Origin of the sequence: Shigella sp. FC1544, from assembly GCF_001722145.1 — a bacterium.
Lineage (GTDB): Bacteria > Pseudomonadota > Gammaproteobacteria > Enterobacterales > Enterobacteriaceae > Escherichia > Escherichia coli.
In genome coordinates this window covers 1-18,804 of sequence record NZ_MECT01000033.1, presented here as the reverse complement: position 1 = coordinate 18,804, position 18,804 = coordinate 1, and the positions used below count along the sequence as shown (strand labels likewise).

At 50.0% G+C, this 18,804-nt stretch carries 17 protein-coding genes and 1 pseudogene; 8 read left to right on the top strand and 10 right to left on the bottom strand.

What is annotated here, in order from left to right; genetic code table 11:
- Window positions 1-3: 3 nt before the first annotated feature.
- Window positions 4-534, bottom strand: coding sequence for an RNA pyrophosphohydrolase (gene rppH / locus BGK49_RS02810; RefSeq protein ID WP_000564491.1), 531 nt, complete (start codon window positions 532-534; stop codon window positions 4-6).
- Between the two features lie 352 nt (window positions 535-886).
- Window positions 887-1,033: a protein YgdT gene (gene ygdT, locus BGK49_RS31370; RefSeq protein ID WP_000953278.1), complete on the bottom strand. Its 147-nt coding sequence runs from the start codon at window positions 1,031-1,033 to the stop codon at window positions 887-889.
- A 185-nt stretch (window positions 1,034-1,218) separates the two neighbouring features.
- On the opposite strand from ygdT, the gene mutH reads away from it, so the two are divergent.
- From mutH to BGK49_RS02780, 4 genes are all read left to right on the top strand, one after another.
- A complete protein-coding gene (gene mutH / locus BGK49_RS02795; protein WP_000082198.1) occupies window positions 1,219-1,908 on the top strand; it encodes a DNA mismatch repair endonuclease MutH in 690 nt (229 codons plus the stop codon).
- A gap of 68 nt (window positions 1,909-1,976) precedes the next feature.
- On the top strand, window positions 1,977-2,690 hold the full coding sequence (locus BGK49_RS02790; RefSeq protein WP_000895624.1) for a TerC family protein: 714 nt from the start codon (window positions 1,977-1,979) through the stop codon (window positions 2,688-2,690).
- A 137-nt stretch (window positions 2,691-2,827) separates the two neighbouring features.
- Complete coding sequence (gene ygdR / locus BGK49_RS02785; protein WP_000758655.1) at window positions 2,828-3,046, top strand: lipoprotein YgdR; 219 nt, start codon at window positions 2,828-2,830, stop codon at window positions 3,044-3,046.
- Between the two features lie 107 nt (window positions 3,047-3,153).
- Window positions 3,154-4,194: an NADP(H)-dependent aldo-keto reductase gene (locus tag BGK49_RS02780; RefSeq protein ID WP_001199311.1), complete on the top strand. Its 1,041-nt coding sequence runs from the start codon at window positions 3,154-3,156 to the stop codon at window positions 4,192-4,194.
- 31 nt (window positions 4,195-4,225) lie between these two features.
- Here the strand turns inward: BGK49_RS02780 and lplT are convergent, their stop codons facing one another.
- Window positions 4,226-5,419 carry a lysophospholipid transporter LplT gene (gene lplT / locus BGK49_RS02775; protein ID WP_000004603.1) on the bottom strand — a complete coding sequence of 398 codons (1,194 nt, stop codon included), beginning with the start codon at window positions 5,417-5,419 and terminating at the stop codon, window positions 4,226-4,228.
- Window positions 5,412-7,571, bottom strand: a complete 2,160-nt coding sequence (gene aas, locus BGK49_RS02770; protein ID WP_000899062.1) for a bifunctional acyl-ACP--phospholipid O-acyltransferase/long-chain-fatty-acid--ACP ligase — start codon at window positions 7,569-7,571, stop codon at window positions 5,412-5,414. The genes lplT and aas overlap by 8 nt, the downstream gene beginning before the upstream one ends.
- 388 nt (window positions 7,572-7,959) lie before the next feature.
- On the opposite strand from aas, the gene galR reads away from it, so the two are divergent.
- On the top strand, window positions 7,960-8,991 hold the full coding sequence (gene galR / locus BGK49_RS02765) for an HTH-type transcriptional regulator GalR (protein ID WP_000201048.1): 1,032 nt from the start codon (window positions 7,960-7,962) through the stop codon (window positions 8,989-8,991).
- 6 nt (window positions 8,992-8,997) lie between these two features.
- Here galR and lysA read toward each other — a convergent pair whose 3' ends face one another.
- Window positions 8,998-10,260 (bottom strand): diaminopimelate decarboxylase, encoded by a 1,263-nt coding sequence (gene lysA / locus BGK49_RS02760; RefSeq protein ID WP_001120700.1) that lies wholly within the window; start codon window positions 10,258-10,260, stop codon window positions 8,998-9,000.
- Between the two features lie 121 nt (window positions 10,261-10,381).
- On the opposite strand from lysA, the gene lysR reads away from it, so the two are divergent.
- On the top strand, window positions 10,382-11,317 hold the full coding sequence (gene lysR, locus BGK49_RS02755) for a DNA-binding transcriptional regulator LysR (RefSeq protein ID WP_000741823.1): 936 nt from the start codon (window positions 10,382-10,384) through the stop codon (window positions 11,315-11,317).
- Here the strand turns inward: lysR and ygeA are convergent.
- From ygeA to BGK49_RS02730, 5 genes are all read right to left on the bottom strand, one after another.
- Window positions 11,304-11,996: an amino acid racemase gene (gene ygeA, locus BGK49_RS02750; RefSeq protein WP_000848664.1), complete on the bottom strand. Its 693-nt coding sequence runs from the start codon at window positions 11,994-11,996 to the stop codon at window positions 11,304-11,306. The two genes, lysR and ygeA, sit on opposite strands and share 14 nt — an antisense overlap.
- 128 nt (window positions 11,997-12,124) lie before the next feature.
- Window positions 12,125-13,543: an arabinose-proton symporter AraE gene (araE, locus tag BGK49_RS02745; protein ID WP_024259661.1), complete on the bottom strand. Its 1,419-nt coding sequence runs from the start codon at window positions 13,541-13,543 to the stop codon at window positions 12,125-12,127.
- 314 nt (window positions 13,544-13,857) lie between these two features.
- Window positions 13,858-14,619 (bottom strand): 2-dehydro-3-deoxy-D-gluconate 5-dehydrogenase KduD, encoded by a 762-nt coding sequence (gene kduD, locus BGK49_RS02740; RefSeq protein WP_000603508.1) that lies wholly within the window; start codon window positions 14,617-14,619, stop codon window positions 13,858-13,860.
- Window positions 14,620-14,648: 29 nt separating this feature from the next.
- Complete coding sequence (gene kduI, locus BGK49_RS02735) at window positions 14,649-15,485, bottom strand: 5-dehydro-4-deoxy-D-glucuronate isomerase (RefSeq protein ID WP_000383217.1); 837 nt, start codon at window positions 15,483-15,485, stop codon at window positions 14,649-14,651.
- 286 nt (window positions 15,486-15,771) lie between these two features.
- Entirely contained in the window at window positions 15,772-16,953 is a 1,182-nt protein-coding gene (locus tag BGK49_RS02730) for an acetyl-CoA C-acetyltransferase (protein WP_000656020.1), read from the bottom strand.
- 254 nt (window positions 16,954-17,207) lie between these two features.
- On the opposite strand from BGK49_RS02730, the gene BGK49_RS02725 reads away from it, so the two are divergent.
- Both BGK49_RS02725 and BGK49_RS25120 read left to right on the top strand, forming a co-directional pair.
- A complete protein-coding gene (locus BGK49_RS02725) occupies window positions 17,208-18,437 on the top strand; it encodes an amino acid permease (protein ID WP_000065943.1) in 1,230 nt (409 codons plus the stop codon).
- Between the two features lie 59 nt (window positions 18,438-18,496).
- Window positions 18,497-18,613, top strand: a pseudogene (locus tag BGK49_RS25120) (IS1 family transposase); the annotation flags it as partial.
- Between the last annotated feature and the right edge of the window lie 191 nt (window positions 18,614-18,804).

Genomic DNA, 18,804 nt, shown 5'->3' with positions numbered 1-18,804 from the left:
GACTTAACCTCTTTTACGTCGATAAGCAGATGTGTTTTGTGGTTTTGGCGTATTTTCCTGCAGTGACATCACCACACTCGCGAACTCTTTCATTACCCTACGGTAGACATCACGTTTAAATGACACCACCTGTCTGACCGGATACCAGTAACTTACCCATCGCCAGCCGTCAAACTCTGGTGTACTGCTGGTTTGCATATTGATTTCTGCATCGCCGCTCACCAGCTGCAAGAGAAACCATTTTTGTTTTTGGCCGATACAAACCGGCTTCGTGTCCCAACGCACCAAACGTTTCGGTAATTTGTAGCGCAACCAGTTACGCGTTGAAGCAAGGATTCGAACGTCTTTGCGGCTTAATCCTACTTCTTCAAACAATTCACGGTACATCGCCTGCTCTGCGGATTCTCCGGGGGTGATTCCGCCTTGCGGAAATTGCCAGGAGTGCTGACCAAATCGCCGGGCCCACATTACCTGCCCCTGGCGATTACAAATCACGATACCTACGTTTGGGCGGTAGCCATCGTCATCAATCACCGGACTACCTCAAAATAAAGCTTTATATACGAATGATTGTTTCATACTCCAGGAAGACGGTAAACCACTCTCTGCAGGGCATTACACACTAATAACAATTGAATAACTCACAGTTATGTGCAGAGTTATAAACAGAGGAAGGGGTGGATAGCCGTTTTTATTCACCTTTTCTGTGGATAGAGTTGTGAAGAACTACGGAATTACTACGGGAAAACCCGGAGCATTCTGAATAAGCCCGATATAGGCATTTTAAAATATTCATTATCAGTCAATGCATTACATGTAATTTGAGTAATGAAAAAGAGTAATTCGTGACCCAGGTCACACCTCTCATTTACGGGTTGGCGAAAGATCAACCAATGCCGTATTTATCCACAGAATGTGCCACTAAGTTAAGCACTGAACCACTAAAAACTGGAGTTTCGTCGCACGTCAAGGCTGTAAATGGAAACAGTAGTGGAGGTTTTTCACAGTTATCCCAGCTTTCTGTGGATAACATGGTGTAAGATCCTGTTTATTTTCAGTGACCAGATTTGGAAAACCTATTGCAGTGCTGCGCAACTCGATTATCGGCAGCCTAAAAAGCAATATAAATCAGAGAATTGAACAACACATGTGGAAAAAGTTACACTGCGAATATTCGGCACATAATTGCTGTTTGTTTTTTAACCAAGGTATCATGACATGTCCCAACCTCGCCCACTGCTCTCTCCTCCCGAAACTGAAGAACAGTTGTTAGCGCAAGCACAGCAACTTTCTGGTTATACATTGGGAGAACTGGCGGCACTTGCCGGGCTGGTTACGCCAGAGAATTTAAAACGCGATAAGGGCTGGATTGGCGTGTTACAGGAGATCTGGCTAGGTGCCAGCGCAGGGAGTAAACCTGAGCAAGATTTTGCTGCTCTGGGTGTGGAACTTAAAACTATCCCTGTGGATAGTCTTGGTCGTCCGCTGGAAACAACATTCGTTTGTGTTGCCCCGTTAACGGGTAATAGCGGGGTGACCTGGGAAACCAGCCACGTGCGCCACAAGCTCAAACGCGTACTGTGGATACCGGTTGAAGGCGAGCGCAGCATCCCGCTGGCGCAGCGTCGCGTAGGATCCCCGTTGCTGTGGACCCCGAATGAAGAGGAAGACCGACAGCTACGCGAAGACTGGGAAGAATTAATGGATATGATTGTTCTCGGTCAGGTTGAGCGGATCACCGCTCGTCACGGGGAATATTTACAGATAAGACCGAAAGCAGCGAATGCGAAAGCGCTTACCGAAGCCATTGGTGCCCGGGGCGAACGGATTCTGACGCTGCCACGCGGCTTTTATTTGAAGAAGAATTTCACCAGTGCACTACTGGCCCGTCATTTTCTGATCCAGTAGCCATCGCTTTGACCTGCCGCTTTCCGGGCATATAATTACCGCTTCATTTTTTTGGCAGGGCTTTTTAGATGTTATTTGCATGGATAACCGATCCTAACGCCTGGCTTGCGCTCGGTACGCTGACGCTGCTGGAGATCGTTCTTGGGATCGACAATATTATTTTCCTTTCTCTGGTGGTGGCAAAGCTTCCCACAGCACAACGTGCTCATGCGCGCCGTCTGGGGTTGGCGGGAGCCATGGTTATGCGTCTGGCGCTGCTGGCATCAATCGCCTGGGTTACGCGCCTGACAAATCCGCTTTTTACAATATTCAGTCAGGAAATTTCTGCCCGTGATTTGATTCTGCTTCTGGGTGGCTTGTTCCTTATCTGGAAAGCCAGCAAGGAAATCCACGAATCCATTGAAGGTGAAGAAGAAGGGCTGAAAACACGCGTTTCATCATTCCTCGGCGCTATCGTGCAGATTATGCTGCTGGATATTATCTTTAGCCTCGACTCGGTGATTACGGCTGTGGGTCTGTCAGATCACCTGTTTATTATGATGGCAGCCGTGGTGATTGCCGTAGGCGTGATGATGTTCGCCGCGCGCTCGATTGGTGATTTTGTCGAACGCCATCCTTCGGTAAAAATGCTGGCGCTTTCTTTCCTGATTCTGGTGGGCTTTACCCTGATTCTGGAAAGTTTCGACATCCACGTACCGAAAGGTTACATCTACTTCGCGATGTTCTTCTCTATTGCGGTTGAAAGCCTCAACTTGATTCGCAACAAAAAGAATCCGCTCTGATACTCCGTACGCTCTCCTGCTGGAGGGCGTACTCACTCCTTTTACCCTCACAGTTTAAGATTTTCCTGCTTTCAAGATATATAACGTCGGTTTATAAACAGACTATTATCATAGGTAGGCCAAATGAGGATAACCGGATGAAAAAATGGGCAGTAATAATTTCTGCAGTCGGACTGGCGTTTGCTGTTTCCGGGTGTTCCAGTGATTACGTCATGGCGACCAAAGATGGCCGTATGATTTTGACCGATGGAAAACCTGAAATTGATGATGATACCGGGCTGGTGAGTTATCACGATCAGCAAGGTAACGCGATGCAAATTAACCGTGATGATGTTTCGCAAATTATTGAACGTTAACAAATAAGGTCAGCATCCGGCTGGCCTTAAGATTTTTCTCTTTCCCTTTTCCCTTCCCTCTGCCATTTTTATATTCCTTATGTCGTGATTATAAAAAGGAAACGGCTATGCAATATCACCGTATACCCCACAGTTCGCTGGAAGTCAGCACGCTGGGGCTTGGCACGATGACGTTTGGTGAACAGAACAGCGAAGCCGACGCCCACGCACAACTCGACTATGCCGTCGCTCAGGGCATTAACCTTATCGACGTTGCCGAAATGTACCCAGTACCTCCGCGCCCCGAAACGCAAGGGTTAACCGAAACCTACGTCGGCAACTGGCTGGCGAAACATGGCAGCCGCGAAAAGTTAATTATCGCCTCCAAAGTGAGCGGACCGTCGCGCAATAATGACAAGGGCATCCGCCCGGATCAGGCGCTGGATCGGAAGAATATCCGCGAAGCGCTGCATGACAGCCTCAAGCGCCTACAGACTGATTACCTCGATCTTTATCAGGTGCACTGGCCGCAGCGCCCGACCAACTGCTTCGGCAAACTCGGTTATAGCTGGACGGATTCTGCGCCTGCGGTTTCGCTGCTGGATACGCTGGACGCACTGGCAGAGTACCAACGCGCGGGAAAAATTCGTTATATCGGCGTGTCGAACGAAACTGCATTTGGCGTAATGCGCTACCTGCATCTGGCGGACAAACACGATCTGCCGAGTATTGTCACCATTCAGAACCCTTACAGTCTGTTAAACCGCAGTTTTGAAGTAGGTCTGGCAGAAGTCAGCCAGTATGAAGGGGTCGAACTGCTGGCCTATTCATGCCTGGGTTTCGGCACGCTGACCGGGAAATATCTCAATGGTGCAAAACCCGCTGGCGCACGTAATACGCTCTTTAGTCGGTTCACCCGCTATAGCGGTGAGCAAACGCAAAAAGCCGTCGCGGCGTATGTTGATATCGCCAGACGTCATGGCCTGGACCCTGCTCAGATGGCGCTCGCGTTTGTACGCCGTCAACCGTTTGTTGCCAGCACTCTGCTGGGCGCAACCACGATGGATCAGCTGAAAACTAACATCGAAAGTTTGCATCTGGAGTTAAGCGAAGACGTATTAGCTGAAATTGAAGCGGTGCATCAGGTTTATACTTATCCGGCACCATAAGATTAACGCCGGTTAAAACCGGCGTTAAATATTAATGACGGCGCTGCCAGATCCACAGCGCCGTTATTGCCAGCGCAAACAGCGCACCGAAGCCAATGCCAATGGGCACGACCGGGATGCCTACCATTACCGCCAGCGAGTAAATGCCCAGCATCAACAACATGGCGCTGTTTTCGCCAAGGTTTTGTACTGCAATCGCATTCCCCGCCCCGACGCTTTTTTTACCCCGCTCCTGTAGCAACGCATTGAGCGGAACGACAAAAAAGCCCCCCATCACGCCAATCAGCATCAACAAGGCATAGGCTGGCAGCAGCTCGTGTTGCAGGGAAAAAATCAGTACCACCACGCCAATCAAAATCCCGGCTGGCATACAGCGTGACACGGTTTCCAGCGTAACTAACTTCGCTGCCGCACCTGCGCCAACCACGATACCAATCGCTACCATCGCGTTGAGATAGGTGGGCGTAGCGTTATCGGTAATGCCCAGCGCCACCGGTACCCACAGCACCAACAGGAAACGCAGCGTGACACCCGCTCCCCAGAATAAACTGGTGCCCACCAGCGAAAAACGCGTTTCACCATTGCGCCATAGCGAGGTGCAGGCATTCAGGAAACTGCGGGTCATGTTGATGAGATTCCAGGACTGCCCCGGACGCGCCGCCGCCAGTTTGGGAATGTAGATATTGGCAACGACCGCACCACCGTAGGCCAGTGCGCATGCGGCCAGGGCGATGAGGACATGCCAGTCAGCCAGCACACCACCGGCTACGGAACCGAGCAAAATCGCCGCTATGGTAGAAGCTTCCATTAAACCGTTAGCTTTCACTAACTTACTACCCGTGGTTAATTCGCCGAGAATACCGTATTTCGCCGGTGAATAGGCTGCAGCACCAACCCCCACCAGCGTATAGCCGAGAAACGGATTGATACCAAAGCAGATACTGGCTGCGCCCAGCAGCTTCAGGCCGTTGGCAAACATCATCACCCGGCCTTTGGCGAAGCTATCCGCCACCTGCCCGACAAACGGCGCAAAAAGAATGTAAGCACCTACAAACACCATTTGCAGGATGGGCTGGCTCCACTCCGGATAGAACTGCGCTTTCAGTAACGCCAGAGTGGCAAACAGTAGGGCATTATCGCCAAACGCAGAGAGAAACTGCGCCACGATAACCGCTTTCATCCCCTTCGACCACAACGAAGTGTTAGTGTGCACTGACTCACTCATCGTGTTGTTCCGCTTCGTCTACCCAGCTTTTCAACGTGACAAAGTCAGGTTTGCCGCTGCCAAGTAATGGCATCTGTTTCAGATAGCGAATATCGCGCGGTACAGCAAGCTCCGGCACGCCGTGCTCGCGGGCATACTGTTGCAACTTATCGCGCGTCAGTTCGTTATCTGTGGTGAAAAGCACCAGTGCCTCGCCTTTGCTGGCATCGCTCTTAATCGCAGTGGCATGGACTTTATCTGGCGAAACACCAAGTGCCAGTTGTTCCACCATTTCCAGCGACACCATTTCGCCTGCAATTTTGGCAAAGCGTTTTGCGCGGCCCTGAATCTGCACAAAGCCCTGCTCGTCAAAACGCACAATATCGCCAGTGTCATACCAGCCGCGCTCCATTTCGCCGCGAACATTCTCGGCGGTGGGCACTTCCAGTACACCTGGCTTCTCCACCCGCAGATAGCCGTTCATTATGTTCGGCCCTTTCAGTTGCAGGCGTCCGCCCTCTTCGATACCAGGAACCGACAACAGGCGCGCATCCATTCCTGGTAGAATACGCCCTACCGTACCGGGTTTCGCCGCCATCGGTACGTTGATAGAAACGACAGGCGCGCACTCGGTTACACCATAGCCTTCAAGGATGCGCAGGCCAAATTTATCCTGCCAAAGCTGTTTGGTACTTTCTTGTAGTTTTTCTGCGCCTGCCACCACATAGCGTAGACGATAGAAGTCATACGGGTTGGCGAAACGCGCGTAGTGACCGAGGAAAGTCGAGGTACCGAACAACACGGTGCAACTGCGGTCATACACCAACTCCGGCACAATGCGGTAATGCAGCGGGCTTGGATAAAGGAACACTTCTGCACCTGTAAGCAGTGGCGTAAACAGGCCTACCGTCAGCCCAAAGGAGTGAAACAGCGGTAATGCCGACATAAAGCGATCGTTGGTGGTGAAGTCGGCAATCGTTTTAATCTGCTCGACGTTCGCCAGAATGCTTTTATGGCTATGGACGACGCCTTTTGGATGGCCTTCAGAACCGGAGGTAAAGAGGATCAGCGCCTCTTCTTCCGGCTGCTGTTTTACCTGCGCCAGGCGCGGCATCAGCAAATGAGCGAAGATCCATACTTTGTCGGCAGTGGTGACATCTGCTTTTAAATCTTCCAGATAGACCCAGCGCACCTGAGTAAGTTGCTCCGGCAGATGCCAGAGTTTGCCTTTATCGAGAAACTGGCGGGAAGTGAAGATGGTTTTGATTTCAGCCGCCGTAATAGCACTGGTCAGCCCTTTTACCCCAGCAGTGTAGTTCATCATTGCGGGAATGCGGCGACGCGCGATGGCCCCAAAAATCACTGCCGCACTGATGCCTGCATTGGGCAGCATTAAGCCGATGCGTTCGCCTTCAACACTGTATTTTTCAAGGATGCGTCCAACAAACAGCGTTTTCGTAAGCAATTTGCGATAGGAGTCTGGGGTAAAGTTGACGTCTTCGACACATTTCTTCCCGGCTCCGAAGCGGTACATTGCACTCAGTAAAGATTCGTACAGAGTTTCACGCGGGCGCACCGCCATACGCGCTTCCATCATTATTTGATGCAGCATTTCGCCAGCGATTTTGCGACGGTCACGGGCACGCGACGCATCCGGCATCGCCACCTGCGTTGGAGGCAAAATATGCAGAGTAATTTGCGGGAACAAGCGACGTTTAACCAGACCTTTCAGGCGGCTGAAGTGCGTAAGTTCCGCCCCTTCAATACGCACAGGAATAACCGTTGCACCAGACTTCGCCGCGACAAAACCCGCGCCATCGTAGATTTTCATCAGCGAGCCTGTAGTGGTGATGCGTCCTTCAGGGAAAATCACCACTGGTCGACCCTGTTCCACCAGACGTACCAGATGTTTAATAGCCATAGGTTGCGTCGGGTCGAGAGGAACAAAGTCGATAAATGATTTCAGCCAACGCATATACCACTGTTGGCTTATTGAGGTGTAAACGGCAAACACTGGACGCACAGGTAAAAACAGTCCAAGCAAAATGCCATCAATAAAAGAGACGTGATTAGGCGTAATTAGAACGCGCTCGCCCTTCAGTGCCTGGGTGTCACCCGTAACGCGAACGCGATACAAAACACGGCACAAATTTCGAAAAAAGCTAAAAAGCATTCCAACTCCCTTTGCTCTGATTCAGTAAAAGCGAATGGAGGGAGATTACACGAGATAAAGAACGCGAGCGACAGTAAATTAGGTGCGAAAAAAAACCTGCGCATCCGCGCAGGTTGGTGCAAGAGACAGGGTACGAAGAGCGTACCGAATAATCTCACCAATCAATACCTCTGGGATTACCACTTTAGCAACCTGAAGCCAAACGCCACCAGCGGTCAATCGCAACAGCGTTTCGCAAAGTGTAACCAAAGGTTTGCAATCTCTTTTTTTGTCTTACTTATTTGCGTTTGGCTCACATTCCCACGATGAAAACACGCCCCCCCTTGAACCAACGGGCGTTTTCCGTAACACTGAAAGAATGTAAGCGTTTACCCACTAAGGTATTTTCATGGCGACCATAAAGGATGTAGCCCGACTGGCAGGCGTTTCAGTCGCCACCGTTTCCCGCGTCATTAATAATTCACCCAAAGCCAGCGAAGCTTCCCGGCTGGCTGTGCATAGTGCAATGGAGTCTCTTAGCTATCACCCGAACGCCAACGCCCGTGCGCTGGCGCAGCAGACCACTGAAACGGTCGGTCTGATCGTTGGTGATGTTTCCGATCCGTTTTTCGGTGCAATGGTGAAAGCGGTCGAACAGGTGGCTTATCACACCGGTAATTTCTTATTGATTGGCAACGGTTACCACAACGAACAAAAAGAGCGTCAGGCTATTGAGCAACTGATCCGCCATCGCTGTGCTGCGTTGGTCGTCCATGCCAAAATGATCCCGGATGCCGATTTAGCCTCATTAATGAAACAAATGCCCGGTATGGTGCTGATCAACCGTATCCTGCCTGGCTTTGAAAACCGTTGTATTGCTCTTGACGATCGTTACGGTGCCTGGCTGGCAACGCGTCATTTAATTCAGCAAGGTCATACCCGCATTGGTTATCTGTGCTCTAACCACTCTATTTCTGACGCCGAAGATCGTCTGCAAGGGTATTACGATGCCCTTGCTGAAAGTGGTATTGCGGCCAATGACCGGCTGGTGACATTTGGCGAACCAGACGAAAGCGGCGGCGAACAGGCAATGACCGAGCTTTTGGGACGAGGAAGAAATTTCACTGCGGTAGCCTGTTATAACGATTCAATGGCGGCGGGTGCGATGGGCGTTCTCAATGATAATGGTATTGATGTACCGGGTGAGATTTCGTTAATTGGCTTTGATGATGTGCTGGTGTCACGCTATGTGCGTCCGCGCCTGACCACCGTGCGTTACCCAATCGTGACGATGGCGACCCAGGCTGCCGAACTGGCTTTGGCGCTGGCGGATAATCGCCCTCTCCCGGAAATCACTAATGTCTTTAGTCCGACGCTGGTACGTCGTCATTCAGTGTCAACTCCGTCGCTGGAGGCAAGTCATCATGCAACCAGCGACTAACCGCAGTTAAAGCAATTCCAGCGCCAGTAATTCTTCGATGGTCTGGCGACGGCGAATCAACCGCGCCTGACCATTATCAAACAGAACTTCTGGTAACAGCGAACGGCTATTGTAGTTGGATGACATTGATGCGCCATATGCCCCTGTATCATGCAGTACCAGATAATCACCTGCCTTCACTTCCGGCAAGGCGCGGGTTTCAACATTTCCCCCTTCCTGCTGGGTAAAGACATCGCCCGATTCACATAACGGTCCGGCGACGACGGTTTCCACCGTTGGCGCGTGTTCCAGAGAACGACCATCAGCTGCCAGGGCACTGATATGGTGGTAACTACCGTACATTGCCGGGCGCATCAGATCGTTGAACCCGGCATCAACCAGCACAAAGTGGCGGCTCCCCATTTGTTTGACGCTCCGCACCTGAGTAATTAATACGCCAGACTGCGCTACCAGGAAGCGACCCGGTTCAATTTCCAGTTTCACAGGGTGGCCCAAATGGCGGGCGATTTGCTCACGCGCGGCATTCCACAGACCATAATAATGTTCGGTATCAACCGCCTCTTCACCCTGTTGATAAGGAACAGAAAGCCCACCGCCCGCAGAAATAGCCTGTAAATCCTGACCGAATTCGATGACCTGACGCACCATAGCACCACACACCTGTTCCAGATGGGCATAATCAACGCCAGAACCAATGTGCATGTGAATGCCGACCAGCTGCAGATGATGACGTTGTATCACGTCCAGTGCGGCGGGCAGATCGGTGTACCAGATACCGTGCTTGCTGTTTTCGCCACCGGTATTGGTTTTTTGGCTATGTCCGTGACCAAACCCCGGATTAACGCGCAGCCATACCCGATGCCCTGGCGAAACCGGGCCCAGTTGGTCGAGCATATCAACAGAACCCGCATTCACCGGAATTTGCAATTCACTGACGCGTTCAAGCGTCGCCTGATCGATAACATCTGCCGTAAAAACAATATCATCGGGGTGCGTTTGCGGATTGTAACCCGCCGCCAACGCACGCTCTATTTCGCCTAACGAGACGGAATCCACTTTCACGCCCTGCTCACGCATTAAGCGCAAAATATGAATATTGGAACAGGCTTTCTGTGCAAAGCGCACCACATCAAACTGTTTCAGCGCTGCAATCTGCCGACGAATAATTTGCGCATCGTAGACCCACACCGGGCAGCCAAATTCAGCGGGCAAACGCAGCAGATTTTCGGCGGTGAGATCGGTATCGGTGCTGAACAGTGAATGTGGCATAACAAACTCCAGATAAGTGCTTTTTTATGATTACGCCACATCATAAAAAGAATAAAAAATATCGATTTATGTCGAGTCTATGCAAAAATGATATGGATTACCGGATTGCGAGAGAGCGCTAATGGCCGCCGTTAACTTACGTCATATTGAAATTTTTCATGCGGTAATGACCGCCGGAAGCCTGACTGAGGCGGCACACCTGCTACACACCTCACAGCCAACCGTCAGCCGCGAACTTGCGCGCTTTGAGAAGGTGATCGGGCTGAAATTGTTTGAGCGCGTACGTGGGCGATTACATCCTACCGTGCAAGGACTGCGTCTGTTTGAAGAAGTGCAACGATCCTGGTACGGACTGGATCGAATTGTCAGCGCTGCAGAAAGTCTGCGCGAGTTTCGCCAGGGAGAACTGTCTATTGCCTGCCTGCCGGTCTTTTCGCAATCTTTTTTACCGCAGCTCCTGCAACCCTTTCTGGCACGTTATCCCGATGTCAGCTTAAATATCGTGCCCCAGGAATCACCGCTACTTGAAGAGTGGCTCTCGGCCCAGCGTCATGATTTAGGACTCACTGAGACACTCCATACGCCTGCGGGAACAGAACGTACCGAATTACTCTCTTTAGATGAAGTGTGTGTGTTACCTCCGGGTCATCCGCTGGCGGTAAAAAAGGTATTAACGCCGGATGATTTTCAGGGTGAGAACTACATCAGCCTTTCCCGTACTGACAGCTATCGCCAGTTGCTGGATCAGCTATTTACTGAACATCAGGTTAAACGACGCATGATCGTAGAAACCCACAGCGCCGCGTCAATCTGCGCAATGGTACGGGCGGGGGTAGGTGTTTCGGTGGTTAACCCGCTCACCGCACTGGATTATGCGGCAAGCGGTTTAGTGGTGCGGCGGTTCAGTATTGCGGTTCCGTTCACCGTCAGCCTGATCCGCCCCCTGCACCGCCCGTCATCAGCGCTGGTGCAGGCGTTTAGTGAGCATTTACAAGCGGGGTTACCGAAACTGGTCACTTCTCTTGACGCTATTTTGTCGTCAGCTACGACAGCATAAAAGCGACAGCATCCTCGGCATGGATCGCCGCAGTATCAAACACAGGCAAAACACTGCGCTCTTCTGGCACCAGTAAACCAATTTCTGTGCAGCCAAAAATGACGCCCTGTGCGCCCTGTTCTGCAAGGCGAGCAATCACTTGCGCATAATAAGCGCGTGACGCTTCGGTAAATTGCCCCAGACACAGTTCTTCAAAAATAATCTGATTAATTTTCGCCCGTTCATCCGCTTCAGGAATAAGACAATTGATGGAAAATTGTTCCGTCAGCCGCCCGCGATAAAAATCCTGTTCCATGGTGTAACGCGTACCCAGCAGCGCCACACGAGTCATTCCGGCCCCGGTAATTGCACGTCCGGTGGCATCCGCAATGTGTAAGAAAGGCAGAGTGCAACGTGACTCAATGGCATCCGCCACTTTATGCATCGTATTGGTACATAACACAATACCTTCTGCGCCCGCCCGCTGTAAGCCAAGCGCCGCCTCAGCCAGAATGTCCCCGGTTTTATCCCATTCCCCGCGACGCTGGCACTCTTCTATTTCATGAAAATCGACGCTATGTAGCAGCACTTGCGCAGAGTGAAGCCCACCAAGCCGCTGTTTAATGCCTTCATTTATCAAACGATAGTAAGGAATGGTGGATTCCCAGCTCATTCCTCCCAGCAAACCAATTGTTTTCATTCCTCTCTCCTGATGTGTGTTACCGCAACAAGGCTGAATAAGGAACGAGACAAACGCCTCAACGGCCAAGTGCCCAATCTCTATTAACGAAAAAAGGGCCGGATGTACAGCACATCCGGCCCGTGAAATCAGATGCCGATATTTCTCAACTTCTCGCCTGCCATCAGTTTGCGTTCGATATGTTCCAGCGTGACATTTTTGGTTTCCGGAATGAGCCAGAAAGTGATGCCCACAAACGCAATGTTCAGCGCAGTGTAGAGCCAGAACGTACCGGCAGCGCCAATGCTGTCGAGCAGCGTCAGGAAGGTCGCGCCGATAATCATATTCGACACCCAGTTCGTGGTGGTCGAACAGGTAATACCGAAATCGCGGCATTTCAGCGGCTGAATTTCAGAGCACAGGATCCACACCACTGGCGCGGCGCTCATCGCATAACCGGCAATACACATCATCGTCATGCCAACAGAGAGCCAGGACAAGCCACTGGAAGCCGTACCGTTATCAAACTGCATCAGGCAATAGCCCAGCACCAGAGTGCCTAACGCCATCACGCTGAAACCAATTTTCAGAGCCGGTTTACGCCCTGCTTTATCTACCGTAAACACCGCAATAAAGGTGGCGAACATAAAGGTCAGCCCTACGACCAGAGTCGTAATCATCTGTTGTTCTGTGGTCGTAAAGCCCGCCATTTTGAAGATACGCGGCGCGTAGTACATGATGATGTTCATACCGGTAAACTGCTGCATCGCCTGCAACAACATACCGAGAAACACAGCACGACGGACGTTACGGTTGATCTTAAACAGTGCCCAACCGCCCTGTTTTAACTTCAGGCTTTCACGAATTTCGTTGAGTTCTTCTCGCGCTTTTTCCGACGTATCGCGCAGCATACGCAATACTTCTTCCGCCTCAATATGACGCCCCTTTTCCGCCAACCAGCGCGGGCTATTTGGCAGGAAGACCACCAGAATAATCAGCAGAACTGCTGGTAAAGCAAGAACCCCCAACATTGCGCGCCAGTTACCGCTATAACTGAACGCTGTATCGGATAAAAACGCCAGCACGATGCCGAGTGTGACCATCAACTGGTACATACTGATCATCTTACCGCGAACGTTTTCACTTGCCATTTCAGAAAGATACAGAGGAGCGGTGTAAGACGCGATCCCGACAGCAATGCCCAGCACCACACGAGCGGCGATTAACATCTCTACACTGGTCGCAAAAGCGGACCCTATAGAACCGAGTACAAACAGGATGGCCCCCGCCATCAGGCTGTATTTACGCCCCAGGCGGAACGACAGCCAACCATTAAACAGCGCACCAATTGCTGCGCCGAGCATCATGCTACTAACCACCCATTCCTGCAAATGACTGGTCAGCACAAAGTGATCGGTAATGAACGGCAACGCTCCGGCGATTACGCCGATATCAAGACCAAATAACAATCCTGCGACCGCAGCAGCTACCGAAACAAACATATTCATACGCCGCGTATCCCGCAAAGAACGTGGCGTTAAAGCAGATTCCGTATTGATAGTAACCATTTTTTCCTGCCAGCAGAGAGTAAGACATAGTGAAAAAATACGTGAACAACTCACGCAGGTGTCAGGTCGGAAACAGCATAAATATGGATTAAATTGCTGCGACATGTCGTTATGTGATGGATATTCCAATTTTCAAATTAAGTTGAATTATTGAGATTATTATTAACCACCTAATTTTACAGCAGATAAAATTCATAAAGTTCATTAATTGATAATTAATATGGATTATTTCATAACCATGATATGGATTATGATGATCTACAGGTATAAAAAACCCTGCCATGCGGCAGGGTCATAAAAGTAAGAAGAATGAATTAACGCGCCAGCCAACCGCCATCCACGGCAATGGTATAACCATTCACATAATCTGAAGCGCTGGAGGCAAGGAACACTATCGGCCCCATCAGGTCACTCGGCAGTCCCCAACGACCAGCTGGAATGCGGTCGAGAATTTCCGCGCTACGTTGTTCATCTGCCCGTAGTTGTTGAGTATTGTTGGTCGCCATGTAACCCGGAGCTATCGCATTAACATTAATGTTGTGTTTAGCCCATTCGTTCGCCATCAATCGCGTCACACCCATCACGCCGCTTTTTGATGCGGTATAAGAAGGCACACGGATCCCGCCCTGGAAGGAGAGCATTGACGCGATATTGATAATCTTGCCGCCATTGCCTTGCGCGATAAAGTGTTTCGCCGCTGCCTGAGACATGAAGAATACGCTCTTGATATTCAGGTTCATGACATCGTCCCAGTCTTTTTCGCTGAACTCGAGAGCGTCTTCGCGGCGAATCAATCCGGCGTTATTCACCAGGATATCAATATGACCAAATTCAGCTACCGCGCGATCCAGCAGTCCAGGAATGCCATCAATCTTTCGCAGATCGGCGGTCAGGCTTAAAAAACGACGCCCCAGCGCCGTGACCTGCTCGATGGTTTCAGTCGGTTCAACGATGTTAATGCCAACAATGTCACAGCCCGCTTGCGCCAGCCCCAACGCCATCCCCTGGCCCAGCCCAGTATCACAACCAGTGACGACCGCAACTTTACCTTCGAGAGAAAATGCACTTAAAATCATAACAATACCTTATTCGTTTATGCCCACAACTAGCGCAAATCTTTAACGGCCACATGGTCCATATCATCAAAGACCTGGTTTTCACCAACCATGCCCCAGATAAAGGTATAAGCTTTGGTTCCGACGCCGGAATGGATCGACCAGCTCGGGGAGATCACCGCCTGCTCGTTATGCATCACAATGTGACGCGTTTCTTGCGGTTGCCCCATCATGTGGAAAACGCAGGCGTCATCATCCATATTGAAATAGAAATAAACTTCCATCCGGCGCTCGTGGGTGTGACACGGCATGGTGTTCCACAAGTTACCTGGAGCCAGCTCCGTCAGCCCCATACTCAATTGGCAGGTTTCCAGCACATCCGGGACAAAATATTTGTTAATAGTGCGACGGTTACTGGTGAGGTTATCGCCTAACGTGACTGGAGATACTTCGTCCGGGGTGACTTTTTTGGTGGGATACGTCGTATGCGCGGGTGCGCAATTGTAATAAAACTTTGCCGGAGTGGCGGTATCAATACTGGCAAAGACAACTTCTTTTGCACCTTTACCAACATACAGGGCATCGCGGTGACCGATTTCATAGCATTGGCCATCGACAGTAATCGTACCGGCACCGCCAATATTGATAACACCTAACTCGCGACGTTCAAGGAAATAGCGTACGCCGAGTTGTTTACCAACTTCCCCGCCAACGGAAACCGTTTTAGTTATCGGCATAATGCCGCCAACAATAATTCGGTCAATGTGGCTGTAAACCATGGTGTACTCATCGGCGACAAATACCTTTTCAACCAAAAATTCATTGTGCAGCCCTTGGGTATCCAGCGTTTTTGCGTGCGCACTGTGGATGCTCTGTCTTACGTCCACATCAACCTCCGATAATCAGTGAAGCGTGAAAATAGAAAACGATAGTGAAACACTGTTTCGTTTTCTCTATAAAGGGATGATATGCCCATGGGCTAGGGTTTTCAATTAAAAATAAAACAATGTTTTATTTTTAAGTTAAGGATTAAAAAAAGTGCAGTGTCGATCACGAATATGTCATGAGAATGGAAAAATGAGGGAGCCCAGAAAATGTATGTCGACTTGCCAGCCATCATTATTCAACAGATTAATGACGGCAGATATTTATCGGTAAGGAGGAAATGCAGAGCTACTCGTCACGTTCAATGGTCAATGCCACGCCCTGGCCCCCGCCGATACAAAGCGTTGCCAGCCCTTTGCGGGCATTACGTTTCACCATTTCATGAACCAGAGAAACCAGGATTCGGCAACCGGAAGCGCCTATCGGGTGACCGAGTGCGATCGCGCCACCATTGACATTGACCCGACGCTCATCCCACTCAAGCATCTTGCCAACCGAAAGCGCCTGTGCAGCAAACGCTTCATTAGCCTCGATAAGATCGACATCAGCCAACTGCCAGCCTACACGCTCCAGGCAACGGCGGGTCGCATACACCGGCGCAATTCCCATCAATGCCGGATCTACACCAACGCTGGCAAATGCGCGGATGCGGGCCAGCACGGGTAAATTCAACGCTCGTGCTTTGGCTTCGCTCATCATCATTACCGCAGCTGCGCCATCGTTTATGGATGATGCATTCCCCGCGGTCACAGAACCGAGACTATCAAATGAAGGATTTAAACGGGCTAAACCTTCTGCACTGGCGTCAGTGCATGGCTGTTCATCGGTATCAACAACCAACGTCTGACCGTTACTTTGGATCATTACCGGGACGATCTCATCTTTAAATCGTCCGGCGTCAATCGCCGCTCGCGCTTTTTGTTGCGAGCTAAGTGCGTAAGCATCCTGCAACTGACGGCTGATGCCATATTCGCGAGCCAGATTTTCGGCGGTGACACCAATATGATAATCATTGAAGGCATCCCACAACCCATCATGCACCAGACTGTCAACCAACTGGCTATTGCCAAGCTGTGCACCGGTGCGGCTATCAGTCAGAACATGTGGTGCGCGGCTCATGTTTTCCTGGCCACCGGCGATGACAATATCAGCCTCGCCACACTGTATCGCCTGAGTAGCCAGATGCAGTGCTTTAAGCCCAGAACCGCAAACGTCATTAATAGTGATTGCAGAAACGCTATTAGGAAGACCACCTTTAATAGCCGATTGCCTTGCCGGATTCTGCCCTGCCCCTGCAGTCAACACCTGACCAAGAATTACTTCATCCACCGCATATGCAGGAACGCCGGTACGTTCTATTAACGCTTTCACGACCAAACTACCAAGTTCCACGGCGGAATGACCCGCTAACGCACCACGAAAGCAGCCGATAGGTGTCCGTAACGCCCCGACAATCACAACGTCTTTCATCACAACCTCGCACCAATTAACAGTGCAATAGTAAATGATTGTTAATTACAGTTATCTTAATTGTTTAAAAAAAGTGATTTTTATCACAAAGGAAATATGCCTGAGCAGCAGTCAGAGACATAACTGGCACGTAAGGTTTGCAACCACTAACCCACCAATAGAGGGGTAGATGGGGCGTTAATCTCCCATACTTAACCTGGTTTATGGTAAATTGCCCTCCATTTTGTTTAATTTGTAGATGATACGTTCAGATAATGTCTAATATTTGGTCTAAAGAAGAAACTCTGTGGAGTTTCGCGCTCTACGGCACAGCCGTTGGTGCAGGCACGCTCTTCCTTCCTATTCAGTTAGGTTCGGCAGGGGCTGTGGTCCTGTTTATTACTGCTCTGGTCGCCTGGCCTTTAACATATTGGCCACATAAAGCTTTATGCCAGTTCATCCTCTCATCGAAAACATCAGCAGGTGAAGGGATAACGGGCGCGGTAACACACTACTATGGCAAGAAGATTGGTAATCTGATTACCACGCTGTACTTCATCGCCTTTTTTGTCGTCGTGTTGATATATGCAGTGGCAATTACCAACTCACTTACAGAACAGCTGGCAAAGCATATGGTTATTGATCTTCGCATCCGTATGTTGGTGAGTCTGGGTGTTGTATTAATCCTGAATCTCATTTTTCTGATGGGACGCCATGCAACCATTCGGGTAATGGGTTTTTTGGTATTCCCATTGATTGCCTATTTCTTATTTCTTTCCATTTACCTTGTCGGTAGTTGGCAACCTGATCTATTAACGACCCAGGTAGAGTTCAATCAGAATCCCCTTCACCAGATATGGATATCGATTCCCGTGATGGTTTTCGCCTTTAGCCATACGCCCATTATTTCTACGTTTGCCATAGACAGACGTGAAAAATATGGCGAACACGCTATGGATAAATGCAAAAAAATTATGAAAGTCGCTTATCTCATCATCTGCATAAGTGTACTGTTCTTTGTCTTTAGCTGCCTGCTTTCTATTCCACCTTCGTATATTGAAGCGGCTAAAGAAGAAGGGGTCACCATTTTATCGGCGCTTTCTATGCTGCCGAACGCCCCAGCATGGTTGTCAATTTCCGGGATTATTGTCGCAGTAGTTGCGATGTCGAAATCATTCCTGGGTACGTACTTTGGCGTTATTGAAGGTGCCACGGAGGTCGTCAAAACAACACTACAGCAGGTTGGTGTAAAGAAAAGTCGTGCATTTAACCGCGCACTATCAATTATGTTGGTATCGCTGATTACCTTCATTGTTTGTTGCATTAACCCGAACGCGATTTCGATGATTTATGCGATCAGCGGCCCGCTCATTGCCATGATACTTTTCATCATGCCTACGTTGTCAACGTATCTGATCCCGGCGCTTAAACCCTGGCGCTCCATCGGAAATCTGATTACGCTGATCGTGGGTATCCTGTGCGTATCGGTAATGTTCTTTAGCTAATATCGGTAATGCTGCCAACTTACTGATTTAGTGTATGATGGTGATTTTAAGGTGCTTGCGTGGCTTCCATTTCCATCAGATGTCCTTCCTGCTCCGCTACTGAAGGCGTGGTGCGTAACGGCAAAAGCACTGCCGGACATCAGCGCTATCTCTGCTCTCATTGCCGTAAAACATGGTAGACTGGCCCCCTGAATCTCCAGACAACCAGTATCACTTAAATAAGTGATAGTCTTAATACTAGTTTTTAGACTAGTCATTGGAGTACAGATGATTGATGTCTTAGGGCCGGAGAAACGCAGACGGCGTACCACACAGGAAAAGATCGCAATTGTTCAGCAGAGCTTTGAACCGGGGATGACGGTCTCCC